The following is a 15145-nucleotide window of genomic DNA, read 5'->3' as shown; positions in this document are numbered from 1 at the left end:
TGATGGTCGATACGGCCGATGTACTCGATCACGCCCTCGGCGCGATAGCGGTTCAGGTCGCCGGTGCGGTACAGACGTGCGCCATTTTTCGAGAACGGATCCGGTACAAAACGTTCGGCGGTCAGGCTCGGACGCTGGAAGTAACCGCGCGCCAGGCCCTCGCCACCAATCAGCAATTCACCCGGCGCGCCGAGCGGATTGAGTTCAAGGTCGCTGCCGAGAATGTACAACGCCGTGTTATCGATCGGCGTGCCGAGGAACGGACGGCTGTTGTCCGCACTGAGTGCATGCTGCGCCGACCAGATGGTGGTTTCGGTCGGGCCATAGAGGTTCCACACGCTCGGCGTCAGCGCCAGCATGCGTTTGGCCAGTTCCTGCGGCAGCGCTTCACCGCCACACAGGAACGTGCGGCCATTGAGAAGCGCCGCATGCTCGTTGTCGAGCAGCATGCGCCAGGTGGAAGGCGTGGCTTGCAAAAGGCTCACGGCGTGACGCTCGATCAGCTCCAGTACCGCTTGCGGGTCCTGGTGCACATCCTTGCCGGTCAGCACCACACAGGCACCGGCCAGCAGCGGCCCGTAGATTTCCAGACCGAAAATATCGAACGAGAACGTGGTCAGCGACAGCATGCGATCGGACGCCGCGATACCCGGCTGTTTGATCATGCTCGCGACAAAGTTGCTCAACGCCGCATGGCGCACCATCACGCCTTTCGGTTTACCGGTGGAGCCGGAGGTGTAGATCGTGTAGGCCAGATGCTCGCCATTGACGGCAACGTTCGGCGCGGTCAGTGGATAAGCCGCCAGCCAGTCTTGCGGCTGATCCAGCAGCAGCGTTTGCACGCCCGCCGGGATCGGCAATTGCGTCTGCAGGTGCGCCTGGGTCAGCAGCAATTGCAGACCGCTGTCCTCGATCATGTAGGCCAGACGATCTTCCGGGTACGCCGGGTCCAGCGGCACATAAGCGCCACCGGCCTTGAGGATCGCCAGCAGGCCGACAATCATTTCCACGCTGCGCTCGACCGCGATCCCGACCAGTCGATCCGGGCCGACGCCCTCTTCGATCAGCTTGTGCGCGAGTCGATTGGCGCGGGCCTCCAGCTCGCCATAAGTCAGCACGTCTTCGCCGATGATCAGAGCGGTGGCGTCCGGAGTTTGCTGCGCCTGCAAGGCAAAAGCCTGTTGCACGCATTCGGCGAGCGCGGTGTGATCAGCGACGCGGAACCAGTCTTGCAGCAGCACGCTGTGCTCGCGTTCTTCCAGCAAGGGCAGTTCGCCAATGCGCCGGGTTGGCGCGGCAACGATGCCTTGCAGCAGGTTCTGCCAGTGCCGCGCCAGACGCTCGATGGTTTCAGCTTTGAACAGATCGGTGGCGTACGTCAGCTCTGCCGCCACGCCTTCGCTGGACTCGTACGTGCCCAGCGTCAGGTCGAATTGCGCAGTACGGCCTTCCCAGACAATGTCCTCGACGCTCAGTTGCGGCAACTGCATCTGGCTCTGACGTTGCGTTTGATCGTTGACCGCCTGATGGTTGTACATCACCTGGAACAACGGGCTGTGGCTGAGGCTGCGCTCCGGTTGCAGCGCTTCGATCAGTTGCTCGAACGGCAGATCCTGATGCGCCTGAGCCGCCATCGCCGACTGCTTGACCTGGGCCAGCAACTGATTGAACGGCAGTTGCCCGTGAACCTCGGCGCTGAGCACCTGGGTGTTGACGAAAAAGCCGATCAGGCTTTCGGTTTCCACCCGATTACGGTTGGCCGTCGGCACGCCGACACGAATCTGCGACTGACCGCTGTAGCGGTGCAGCAAGGCCTGGAACGAGGCCAGCAAGACCATGAACAGGCTCGCGCCTTCACGCTGCGCCAGTTGCTTGAGCGCATCGCCCAGCGCCGGCGGCAATTGCAGATCGAGGCGCGCACCACGGAAACTTTGCACCGCCGGGCGCGGCTGATCGATTGGCAACTCCAGCACCGGTTGCTCGCGGCCCAAGGTCTTGACCCAGTAGGCCAACTGACGCTCACGCTCACCGGCCTCCAGCCAATGACGCTGCCAGATCGCGTAGTCCGCGTATTGCACCTCCAGTTCCGGCAGGGTCAGCGACTGACCACTGGTGTCGGCGGCGTAATGCTGGATCAGCTCACCGACCAATACTTGCATCGACCAGCCATCGGAAATGATGTGGTGCTGGATCAGCGCCAACACGTGATCGTCTTCCGCCACTTTCAACAGCGACACGCGCAGCAATGGCCCTTGCTGCAAATTGAACGGACGCGAGGTTTGCGCTTCAACGAACGCCTTGATGCTGGCTACGATACCTTCGGCGTCCAGACCTTGCGGCAACGGCTCGACACTGATGCGCAACGGCATCTGCGGATGAATCACCTGACAGAACGTTTCGCCCTGCTCGGCGAATGTCGTACGCAAGCTTTCATGCCGCGCGACCAAAGCATTGAAGCTGCGCTCCAGTGCCGCGACATCGAGACGGCCCTTCAGACGCAGGGCGCTGGGGATGTGATAAGCGCTGCTGTGCGGATCCATCTGCCACAGGAACAACTGGCGCTCCTGGGCGTAGGACAGCGGGATCGCCGCAAAGCCGCTGCGCGTCTCTGGAATCGGCAGATTGGCCGGTGAGACGCCCTCTTCGAGCATCTTTTCCAGGTACAGCTTACGTTTGTCCAGCGGCAGAGTGATAAAGCGCTTGGCAACCCTCAAAGCAACACTCTTGTCCATCAGACTTCCTCCATATCGTCAAGCAGGGCTTCCAGCTTGCTCAGTTTCTGTTCGTTGATTGCCCCGCCTCCTGTATCGAGTCGAGCGACAAAGTCGCTCAGGACGGGGTGCTGGAATAACAGTTGCGGGGTCAGCGTCAGGCCCAGTTCGAGGGCGATGCGCGACACCACGTTGACCGCCAGCAGCGAGTGCCCGCCCAGTTCGAAGAAATGATCGTTGAGACCGATGCGTTCGACGTCGAGCACTTGCTGCCAGATCGCCGCGACCTGCTGCTCAAGCTCACTCTGCGGCGCGACGTACGCGGCCTGCATCTGGCTGGCATCCACCGCCGGCAGGGCCTTGCGGTCGAGTTTGCCGTTGGGGGTCAGTGGCAACTGCTCAAGGAACAGCAGGTGCGCGGGAATCATGTAGTCAGGTAACGAAGACTTGAGGCCAGTCTTTAGTCCGTCGCGCAGTTGCCGTTGCGCTTCGCCGTCGTAAAGATCCAGTTGCGGGGCGACCACGTAGGCCACCAGTTGCGCGCCAGCCTCGCTGTCGACGGCCAGCACCGCCGCTTCGGTGACCGCAGGTTGAGCGAGCAATCGCGCCTCGATCTCGCCCAGTTCGATGCGGAATCCACGAATTTTCACCTGATGGTCGATCCGGCCCATGTACTCCAGATCACCGTTTTCGCGTTCACGGATCAGGTCACCAGTGCGGTACATACGCTGGCCACTGCCGACGAACGAGTTCGGTACAAAGCGCTCGGCGGTCATCGCCGCACGCCCCAGATAACCGCGCGTGATACCGGCGCCGGACAGGTACAGCTCCGCCGAAACGCCTTGCGGGACAACCTGCAGATCGGCGTCGAGCAGATGACTGGCACTGTGGTCGAGAGCACGCCCGATGCGCGCCTGGCCAGCGACAGTGCGGCGAGTCCAGGTCGAATAGGTGGTGTCTTCCGACGGGCCATACAGGTCGTAAACGTGCTCAACGGTCGACTGCTCATACAAAGCGTCAACCAGCCCTTGCTTGAGCGGCTCACCTGCCAGATTGATGATGCGCACGCTCGATGGAATCTGCCCGGCGCGTTGCAGTGCAGCGATGGCCGACGGCACGGTGTTGATCAGGCGAACCTGATCACGCGCCGGCAGTTGCGGCAGCTCCAGTGCGTTGCGCGCGATGATCAGCGAACCACCGTTGGCCAGCGTTACAAACAGCTCCCACACCGACAGGTCGAAACACACCGAGGTCGAAGCCAGCACGCCTTGAATATCGTCGCAGCTGTAGACCTGGGCTGACCAGTCGATCAGCGCCATGACGTTGCGATGGGCGATGGCCACGCCTTTTGGTTTGCCGGTGGAACCGGAGGTGTAGATCACGTAGGCAAGGTTGTCTGGCTGCACCAACGTTTGCGGCGCATGCGTCGGATAGCCATTCAGCGACAACTGATCCATCAGCAACACTTGGGTTTGGCCCGGCACGCTCAGGGTTTCGGCAACGGCTTGCTCGGTCAGGAGTACCCGCGCGCGACTGTCTTCGAGCATGTAAGCGACGCGATCGGCCGGGTAATCCGGATCCAGCGGCACGTAAGCGGCGCCCGCCTTGAGCACCGCCAGCAAGGCAATCAGCAATTGCTCGGAACGCGGCATCGCCACACCCACCCGCACTTCCGGGCCGACACCCAACTCGATCAGTTTGTGCGCCAGACGGTTGGCCTGCGCGTCCAGTTGCGCGTAAGTCAGTTGCACAGTGCCGAAGGTCACCGCCAGTGCATCCGGGCTCGCCGCCACCTGGCGAGCGATACCGTGATGGATGCACAGCGGCGTGGCGAATTCGCCGGCAACGGTTGCCACTTGCTCGATCAGCTGCAACTCGCTGAGCGAGCGCTCACCCGCCTCGCTCATCTGGCTCAGCAAGTGCTCAAGGTGCACACCCAGCTGCGCCACACTGGCATCTGCAAAGCAGTCACGCTGATAGCTGAAATGCACCGAAAGCTCAGCGCCCATGTGCACCAGCAGCGTCAGCGGGTAGTTGGTCTGTTCATGGTTGATGACCGGGCCGAAACGCAGACCTTGCGGCGCCCCCTGCGCCAGTGCCTCGGCAATCGGGTAGTTCTCGAACACCATCAGGCTGTCGAACAGTGCGTCACCGCCCTGCCCGGCCCAGCGCTGGATATCCGCCAATGGCGTGTGCTCGAATTCGCGCAGTTGCAGGTTCTGCGCCTGCACCGCTTGCAGCCACGCCGCCAGACTTTGTTGCGGTTGTGGCGCAGCAATCACTGGCAGGGTGTTGATGAACAGACCGATCTGCTGTTCGGCCCCCGGCAGATCCGCCGGACGCCCGGCAACCGTTGCCCCGAACGCCACGCAGTCCTTGCCGGTGTAGCGCTGCAACAGCAGCAACCATGCGGCCTGCACCAGCGTGTTGACGGTAACTTTCGAAGCGCGCGCGAACTCGCCAAGACGTCGGGTCAGATCAGCGTTGAGCGTCTGGAAATGATCGCCGTAACCGACCACCGCGAGGCCGTCGTGCGGCTTGGCGATAGCGTGGGCCAGGCGTGTCGGTTCTTGCAGATCAGCCAGCGCAGTCTGCCAATACACTTGTGCCACCGCCGCATCCTGACGTTGCAACCAGCCAATGTAATCGCGATAACGCCCACTCGGCCGGGCCACCGCTTCACCGCTGTAATGCTGCAGCACTTCGCCGAGCAACTGCGCGCTGCTCCAGCCGTCCATGAGGATGTGATGGTTGGTATAGATCAGGTGATGACGATCAGTAGCGGTACGCACCAGAACCAGACGCATCAGTGGAGCAGCGGTCAGATCCAGACCTTGCGCACGCTCCTCATCGGCGAGGGTTTGCAGCGCAGCGTCGAGATCCGGCTGCGCGCGCCAGTCGAGGATACGGAACGGCACGTCGAGATGACGCTGCACCACTTGCACCGGTTGCTGCAGATCGCCCTGCCAGAAGAACCCGGTGCGCAGAATGTCATGGGCATCGACCACCGCTTGCCACGCGGCGCGGAAACGCTGCGGGTCGACGCCATCGACGTCCAGACGCATCTGGTTGATGTAGTCGCCACCGCCCTGTTCGAGCAAGGTGTGGAACAACATGCCTTGCTGCATCGGCGACAACGGGTAGATGTCATCGACGCGTTGCGGTTGTTGCACCAGCACGTCCAGTTGCGCCTGAGTCAGCGTGGCCAACGGGAAGTCCGAAGGGGTCACGCCTCGGTTGGCGCTGTCGCAGCAATGCGCGATCAGCGCGGTGAGCTCTTGCAGGTAATCGTCGGCCAGACGCTGGATCGTCGCCGGGTTGAACATCTCGCTGCTGAATGTCCAGCTCAGATCCAGCTCGCCGCCAAACACTTTACCGTCCAGCGCCAACGGGCTGCCCAACGGGCCGGCCATGTTCACCTCTTCACCGCCCGACTCGCTGGTCGGCACGAACAAGGCGTCGTCGCCGGCATCGAAGCTGCCGTCGAACTGGCCGAGGTAGTTGAAGGTCAGGCGCGGTTTCGGCAGGGCTTGCAACGCTTGCTGTGCAGCGGCGTCGCCAAGGTGCGCGAGAGCGCCGAAGCCGATGCCTTTGTTGGGGATCGCGCGCAGTTGTTCCTTGATCTGTTTCAGCGAAGCGCCGAGATCAGCGACCGGCACCAAGCGTGCCGGGAACACGCTGGTGAACCAGCCAACGGTGCGGGTCAGGTCGACGTTGTCGAACAAGTCTTCGCGGCCATGGCCTTCGAGTTGCACCAGCACACTGTCGTCGCCGGTCCAGCGCACCATCACTCGCGCCAGTGCGGTCAGCAGCAGGTCGTTGACTTGCGTGCGGTAGGCCGCTGGGGCTTCCTGCAACAGCTGACGGGTCAGGGTTTTGTCCAGTTGCGTGCGGATCGATTGCGCCTGATTGTGTTGCTGAGCACCTTGCGGGTTATCGCACGGCAATGCAGTCGAGGCACCTTGCAGCTGTTGCTGCCAGAAACCCAGTTCGGCCTGCAACGGCGCGCTGGCGGCGTAGCCTTGCAGCGCCTCGGCCCAGGCTTTGACGGCACTGGTCTTGGCCGGCAATTGCACGGCAGCACCCGCCAGAATCTGCCGATAAGCGCTTTGCAGATCTTCGAACAAAATCCGCCACGACACGCCGTCGACCACCAAGTGGTGAACCACCAGCAGCAGTCGTTGAGTGCCGTCGGCAAGGTTCGCCAGCACCGCGCGAATCAGCGAACCGCCGCTCAGTTGCAGGCTGCGCTGGGCCTGATTGCCCAACACCTCAAGCGCCGCCAGATCAGCGACCTCGACTTGCCACAGAATGGTTTCCCCTGCTTGCGTCGCGACATCGCGGTACTGCGCCGACCAGCCCCGCGTCTGCTCGGCAAAATTCAGCCGCAGGCTGTCGTGGTGCACCACCAGCGCGTCCAGCGCTTGTTCCAGCACCTGCGCATCCAGCGCCTGCGCCGGTTTGAGCATCACCGACTGGTTCCAGTGGTGACGATCGGGAATCGGCTGGGTGAAGAACCACTGATGAATCGGCAGCAGCGCGGTTGCGCCGGTCACCGGTTGCTGATCGATCAGTTGCAGCGGCTCGCCGGTTTGCACCACGGCGGCCAGCGCCTGAATGGTCTGGTGCTGGAACAGATCTTTCGGGGTGAAGCGCAAACCGCCCTGACGGGCACGGCTGACCACTTGAATCGAGATGATCGAATCGCCGCCCAGTTCGAAGAAGTTGTCGCTGAGGCCGACTCGTTCGAGCTTGAGCACGTCCTGCCAGATCGTTGCCAGTTGCTGCTCCAGCGCACTTTGCGGCGCGACATAGACTTGCTGCAATTGGCTGACATCCGGTTTCGGCAGGTTCTTGCGATCGAGCTTGCCGTTCGGTGTCAGTGGCATGCGCTCCAGACGCAACACGTACGCCGGGACCATGTGCGCTGGCAACGTGGCTTTGAGTTGCTCACGCAATTGCTCGGCGAAATCCTCACGCGGCGAATCGCTGACCACGTACGCGACCAAGCGTTTGCTGCCAGCGCTTTCCTGCGCCACGACCACCGCTTCGCGCACGTCGTCGAGGGCTTGCAGACTGGCTTCGATCTCGCCCAGTTCAATGCGGAAGCCACGGATTTTTACCTGATTGTCGATCCGTTCCAGGTAGTCGAACGTGCCATCGGCGCGCTGGCGCACCAGGTCGCCAGTGCGATACAGCACACCGCCGCTGCGGCTGAACGGGTCAGCGACAAAACGTTCGGCGGTCATTGCCGGACGGTTCAGATAACCCCGCGCCACGCCGCTGCCGCCCAGATACAACTCGCCGGCCATGCCTTGCGGCAACAGGTTCAGATCGGCGTCCAGCACGTAAGCGCTGCGATCACCGATGCGGCTGCCGATCGGCGCGTACGCGGCGCCACATGGCTCATCGCGACCGGCCTTCCAGATCAGCGGCGTGACCACGGTTTCGGTCGGGCCGTAACCATTGATGATGTACTCGGGATTCAGCGCACGCTTGACCCGTTCGAAACTGGCATTCGGCACCGCATCACCGCCGAAGCAGTAGATGCGCACTTTCGGTGGATTGCCGACACGTTCGGCGTGCTCGGCCAGTTGTTGCAGGTACACCGGCGGGAACGCGACCACGGTCACGCCGTGTTCGATCATTGCGTTGTAGGTCTGCTCCGGTGTCCACAGGCTGTCGTCGCGAATCAGCAGCGAGCCGCCGTGGGTCAGGCTGGTCAGCCAGCGCTCGTGGGCGCCGTCGAAAGCGAACGACATGAAGTGGAACTCGCAATCGCTGTCGCGCATTTCGTAGCGCTCGCCGATGGCCAGGCAGTGCATGGCCAGCGGGCCGTGAGTGACGCTGACGCCTTTCGGGTTGCCAGTGGAACCGGAGGTGTAGATCACGTACGCCAGGTTATGCGGATCCAGTGCAACGATCGGCGCCTGCGCCGGATGCGCGCTGAGGTCGAGGTGATCGAGTTCCAGCACGGTCAATGTGTCCGCGATCGGCAATTGCGCCGTCACCCGCGAATCGCTCAGCAACAACGCCAAGCCGGAATCCTGCATCAGATACGCCAGACGCTCACGCGGGTAACTGGTGTCCAGCGGCACATACGCGCCGCCCGCCTTGAGCACCGCCAGCAGCGCGACAATCAGGCCTTCGCTGCGCGGCAGCGCAACACCGACACGCACTTCGGCGCCAACGCCACGCGCCACCAGTTCATGGGCGAGGCGGTTGGCACGGGTGTCGATTTCGCCGTAGCTGAAATGCTTGCCGTCGAAAATCACCGCGGTGCGATCCGGCTGTTGCGCCGCCAGGCGCGCATAACGCTGATGTACAGCGAGATCGACCGGGTAGGCCTGCGGTTGATTTTCGAGGATCTGCCGGGTGTGCTCCTCAGCCGTTGCCAAGGCAATCTCACCGAGACGACGCTCGGCGGATTCGGCGAATTGCTCCAGCAGGTGCAGCAGTTGCGCGCTCAGGCGCTCAATGGTCGCAACGCTGAAATGCGCCTGATCAAAACTCATGTGCAACGCGAGGGTTTCGCCCAGCGTCACGCCCAGGGTCAGCGGATAGTGAGTCTGATCCTGATTGGCCACTTCGCCGAACACCACGCCTTGCGCGGTGCCGTGTTGCAGCGCTTCGGAAATCGGGAAATTCTCGAACACCAGCAGCGTGTCGAACAGCGACTCGCCGCCCTGCCCGGCCCAACGCTGAATATTCGCCAGCGGCGTGTGTTCGAATTCGCGCAGGCTGAGGTTCTGCGCCTGCACCGCCGCCAGCCAGGCGGCAACGGTTTGATCCGGACGCGAACCGGCAATCACCGGCAGCGTGTTGATGAACAGGCCGACTTGCTGCTCGATACCAACCAATTCCGCCGGACGCCCGGCGACGGTGGTGCCGAAGGCCACGCAGGCACTGCCGGTGTAACGCTGCAACAGCAGCAACCACGCGGCTTGCACCAAGGTATTGGCGGTGACTTTCTGCTTCCGGGCGAACTCATTCAGGCGTTGCGTGCGCGCCGCATCGAGCTGGTAATGCTTGAGGGAATGCCCGCGCTCGGCACGCACTTCCCCGCCACCCGCCGCAGCTTGCGCCAGCACGGTCGGTTCGTGGAAGTCGGCCAGTTGCGCCAGCCAGAACGCTTCGCTGACGGCACCGTCCTGACGTTGCAGCCACTGAATGTAATCGGCGTAGCGGCTCAGCGGACGTGGCGGTTGTTGCCCGGCATAACGCTGCAGCACCTCGCCGAGCATCTGCGCGCTGCTCCAGCCGTCCATGAGGATGTGGTGGTTGGTGAAGATCAGGTGATGGCGCTGATCGGCGACTTGAATCAGCGTCACCCGCAGCAGTCCGGCCTCGGTCAGATCGAAACCCTGAGCGAGATCGGCGGCGGTGAAATCTTTGAGCGCCTGAGCGATGTCGGTACGCGCGCGCCAGTCGAGCAGCGTGTACGGCAATTCGAGACGGCGATGGATGATTTGCAGTTGTTCCTGCAGTTCGCCCTGCCAGATAAAGCCACTGCGCAGGATGTCGTGGGCGCCCATGGTCGCCTGCCACGCGGCGCGGAAACGCTCGGGATCGAGCCCGTCGACATCCACACAGAGCTGGTTGATGTAGGTGCCGGTGCCCTGCTCGTACAAGGTGTGGAACAACATGCCTTGCTGCATTGGCGACAGCGGATAGATGTCTTCGATACCGGCAGCGGCCACCGGGATTGCATCCAGTTGTGCCTGGGCAATATGCGCCAGCGGGAAGTCCGATGGCGTAACACCCATCGATTGCGGCTCGCAGCAATGGCTGATCAGCGCTTGCAGTTCAGCCGCATATTCGTCGGCCAGACGGGCGATGGTCGCCTCGTTGAACTGCTCGCGGCTGAAGGTCCAGCGCAGGTCGAGCTCACCGTCGTAGACCTGACCTTCGACGCCCAGCCAGTTGTCCAGCGGCGCCTCGAGACTTTGCTCCAGCCCGCCACGTTCACCGGCCGGGCTGAACAGCGCGCCCTCCTCGGCATCGAAACTGCCGTCGAACTGGCCGAGGTAGTTGAAGGTGATGCGCGGCACTGGCAACGCCTTGAGTTTCGCCTGCACTGACTCGTCGCCAAGGTAACGCAGCACGCCAAAACCGATGCCCTTGTTGGGGATCGCGCGCAGTTGTTCCTTGATCTGCTTGATTGCCCCCGGCAGCGAATCGGCCGGGGTCAGGCGCACCGGGAACAGGCTGGTGAACCAGCCGACGGTGCGGGTCAGATCGACGTCGTCGAACAGGTCTTCACGCCCGTGACCTTCCAGTTGAATCAACGTATCGGCGTGCCCGCTCCAGCGGCAGATGACCCGCGCCAGCGCGGTCAGCAGCAGGTCGTTGACCTGGGTGCGGTACGCCGCCGGTGCCTGTTGCAGCAGTTGCCGGGTGAACGTTTTATCGAGACGGCTGTGCAGCACCTGAGCGTGGCGACTTTGCAAACTGCCCTGCGGGTTATCGCACGGCAGATCCAGCGCCGCGCCCTCTAGTTGCTGCTGCCAGAAACCCAACTCGGCCTGCACCGCGTCGGTGGCGGCATAGGCTTGCAGACGCTCGCCCCAGGCCTTGTACGAACTGGTCTTGGCCGGCAATTGGATGCTCGCGCCTCGCAGCGCTTGCTGGTAAGCCTGTTGCAGGTCTTCGAGCAGAATCCGCCACGACACGCCGTCCACCGCCAGGTGATGCACTGCCAGCAGCAGACGCTGACTGCCATCGGCCACGGTGGCGAGGACGGCGCGCAGCAGCGGACCGTTTTGCAGGCTCAGGCTCTGCTGGGCCTTGGCGTACAGCGCTTGCAGTTCATCCGTCGGCAACGGCTCAGCCGTCCACAACAACTCAGGCTCGACTGCCACTGGCGCCACGTCTGCGCGCCAACCGTCAGTGCTGTCGACGAAGCGCGAACGCAACACATCATGCTGCGCCAACAAGGCATTCAGCGCCTGCAACAGTGCATCGGCTTGCAGGGGTTGATGACTGCGCAGCAGCACGGCCTGGTTCCAGTGATGACGCTGGGGAATGTCGTCGGCGAAGAAAACCTGCTGGATTGGCAGCAACGGCAACGCACCGCTGACCGGGCCCTGATCGATGCTCACACCGACGTTGCCTTGCTGGGCGACGCTGGCCAGACCTTGCACGGTCTGGTGCTGGAACAAATCGCGCGGGGTGAAATGAATCCCGGCCTGACGCGAACGGCTGACCACTTGAATCGAGATGATCGAGTCACCGCCCAACTCGAAGAAGTTGTCGTTCAGACCAACCTGTTCGAGTTTGAGTACGTCCTGCCAGATGCCAGCGATTTTCTGTTCCAGCGCACTGCGCGGTGCCACAAACGCCTGCTGCATCTGACTGGCGTCCGGCGCCGGCAAGGCCTTGCGATCAAGCTTGCCGTTGGGGCTCAGTGGCAATGCGTCAAGGAACAGCAGCTGCGTCGGCACCATGTAATCCGGCAGGCTGTCCTTGAGCTGCGCCTTGATTGTTTCGCGTGCCGCGCCCTGGGCTTCGGTCGACGCTGCCACCACTGAGGCATCTGTCGGCACCACATAGGCCACCAATTGCAGACTGCTGCCGCCCTGCACCGCCAGCACCACGGCCTCTTTGACTGCTTCGAGTTCGAGCAGGCGCGCTTCGACTTCGCCCAACTCGATACGGAAGCCACGGATTTTTACTTGATGATCCACGCGACCGACGTATTCGATCTGGCCTTGGGCATTGAACCGCGCAAGGTCGCCGGTGCGGTAAAGACGCGCACCCGCCGTGGAAAACGGATCAGGGATAAAACGTTCAGCGGTCAAATCCGCACGCTGGAAGTATCCGCGCGCCAGCAGCTCGCCGCCGATCAGCAACTCACCGACCACGCCAATCGGCGTCGGTTGGCCATCGGCATCGAGCAGATAAGCATGACGTCCCGGCAACGGCTGACCGATGGGCAGGGTCAGCGGTAACGGCTGACGACCGAACACGTAATCGCTGCAATCGAGCGTAGTGGCCGTGACCGTGGCTTCGGTGGGGCCATAAGTGTTGAGCAGTTTGACGTGCTCAAGCCCGGCCAGTCGCCAGGCCTGCACGCCTTCTGGCGGCATCGCTTCACCACCGCTGTGCACCTGACGCAGCGCGGCGTAATCACGTTGGCCGGCGGCGGCGAATTCCTTGGCGATCATGTTCCAGTAGGCGGTGGTCAAGTCCATCACCGTGATGCCGTATTCGACGATGTTGCGGTACAGGGTTTCGCTGTCCCACACCTCGTTGCCGCGCAACAGCACCGAGGCGCCGCAGGTCAGTGGGCCGAACAGTTGCTCGCCAAAGGCATCGAAGTTGAACGTGGCAAATTGCAGCGCGCAATCGGCGGCGCTCAAGTCGTAGTAATGCTGCGAGGCAAAGGCGTGTTTGCTCAGCGCGCCGTGGCTGATGCCGACACCTTTGGGGCGGCCGGTGGAACCGGAGGTGAACATCACATAGGCAAGGTTATCCGCCCACACCACGCGCTGCGGATTGCTTTCGTCCGTGTGCTGCCAAACCTCGGCCTGATCCAGGCACAGGCTGCGCACGTTTTGCGGCACCGGCAGACGTTCAAGCAAATGGCTCTGGGTCAGCAGCAAGCGACTGCCACTGTCCTCGATCATGCACAGCAAACGGTCACGCGGGTATTGCGGATCCAGCGGCACATAGGCACCGCCAGCCTTGAGCACTGCAAGTAGGGCAACGATCAGTTCCAGCCCCCGATCAACCGCGACGCCGACCAGCACTTCCGGGCCCACGCCCTGCGCCAGCAATGTGCGGGCCAGACGATTGGCGCGTGCATTGAGCTGAGCGTAGGTCAGTGACTGACCGTCGAAAATCAGCGCGATGGCATCCGGCGATTGCGCCGTCTGCACTTCAAACAGCTCATGCACCGGGCGTTCGCTCGGCCAGGTCGCGTCGTGACGCCCCCAGTCCTGCGTCAGCTGCTCAAGCTCCTGCGCCTGCAGCAAAGCGATCTCGCCGACCCGTTGCTGTGGATTGTTGACGATGCTGTGCAGCAGATGCGTCCAGTGCTGCGCCATGCGTTCGATGGTTGCGCCGTCGAACAGGTCGCTGGCATAGGTGAACGCGGCGTGCAACTGGCCGCCCTTTTCATAGGTGTCCAGGCTCAGGTCGAACTGGGTGCTGCGACTTTCCCATTCGATCACGCCCAGTTCCAGACCACTGCCAACCTTGAGGGTGGTGACGTCGGCCACTTCCGGCTGATGGTTGTACATCACCTGGAACAGCGGGTTGTAACTCAGGCTGCGCTCCAGTTTCAGCGCCTCGACCAGCCGTTCGAACGGCAGATCCTGATGCGCCTGAGCACCAAGCGCGGTTTCCTTGAGCGCACTGAGCAGATCAGCGAATGCGGTCTGACCGTCGAGCTGTACACGCAGCACCTGGGTGTTGACGAAGAAACCGATCAGGCCTTCGATCTCACGGCGGTTACGGTTGGCAATCGGCACGCCGACGCGCAGATCGTTCTGACCGGTGTACCGGTGCAGCAGAATATTGAAGGTGCCCAGCAGCAGCATGAACAGCGTGACGCCGTGCTGGCGCGCCACACCGCGCAGTTGCTCGACCAGCGCCGCGTCCACCACGTGCTCGTGGCGACGCCCGCGATTGCTCGGTATGACCGGGCGCGGACGATCGACCGGCAACTCCAGCACCGGGTGCTCATCGCCCATTTGCGCCAGCCAGTAATCGAGTTGACGCTGTTGCTCGCCAGCCTCCAGCCAACGCCGTTGCCACAGCGCGTAATCGCTGTACTGCACAGTCATCGCCAGCAGTTCAGCGACCCGCCCCTGATCATGGGCGTCGTAGAAACGGCAGAACTCGTCGATCAACACGTTCATCGACCAGCCATCGGAAACGATGTGATGCAGGGTCAACAGCAGCACGTGTTCCTGTTCGGCCAGTTGCAGCAGGCGCACGCGCAACAGCGGGCCGTGGGCCAGATCGAACGGCAGCAGCGATTGCTCTTCGGCCGCAGCCGCGACACGTGCTTCGCGCTCGGCCGCCGGCAAAGCACTGAGGTCGATGCGCTGAATATCCAGCGGTTGTTGCAGCGGCACTTGCAGCAAGCTGTCATCGGGTTGTTGCTGGAACACCGTGCGCAGGGTTTCGTGGCGTTCGATCAGGCTGGCGAACGCCTGCTCCAGCGCCGGCTGATTCAGGCGCCCGGTCAGACGCACCGCCGCCGGCAAGTTGTAAGCACCGCTTTGCGGATCCAGATGCCAGAGAAACCACATGCGTTGCTGGGCATAGGACAGCGCCTGACGATCCTCGGCCTCGACGCCAACGGGAATCGGAAACCGGGAAAAATCCACCCCTTCCTTCTGCAAGGCCGCGAGGAACATCTGGCGCTTTTCCAGGGGCAGCCCGATAAACCGGCGAGCAAGTTTCAGGGAGTCTTCAGCATTCAT

Annotated in this window: 2 protein-coding genes (1 of these 2 cut by a window edge); both read right to left on the bottom strand. The window is 62.5% G+C overall.

Translation table 11 applies throughout. From position 1 onward, the window contains the following. Positions 1-2732, bottom strand: partial view of a non-ribosomal peptide synthase/polyketide synthase gene (locus tag F8N44_RS15925; protein ID WP_150650971.1) — the 5' portion only. It extends 10861 nt beyond the left edge of the window; 2732 of the gene's 13593 nt are visible here — the first part of the coding sequence; its start codon is at positions 2730-2732; the stop codon falls past the left edge of the window. Further along, on the bottom strand, positions 2732-15145 hold the full coding sequence (locus tag F8N44_RS15920; RefSeq protein WP_150650970.1) for a non-ribosomal peptide synthetase: 12414 nt from the start codon (positions 15143-15145) through the stop codon (positions 2732-2734). The genes F8N44_RS15925 and F8N44_RS15920 overlap by 1 nt, the downstream gene beginning before the upstream one ends.

Source organism: Pseudomonas fluorescens, assembly GCF_902497745.1.
Classification (GTDB): Bacteria; Pseudomonadota; Gammaproteobacteria; order Pseudomonadales; family Pseudomonadaceae; genus Aquipseudomonas; species Aquipseudomonas fluorescens_BM.
Note: the sequence above shows the minus strand (reverse complement) of the source record. Positions and strands in the feature narration are given on the sequence as shown.

What these genes read in the sequence shown, in the direction of transcription:
- F8N44_RS15920 (WP_150650970.1), bottom strand. Translation starts at nt 15,145, where the DNA reads ATGAATGCTGAAGACTCCCTGAAACTTGCTCGCCGGTTTATCGGGCTG.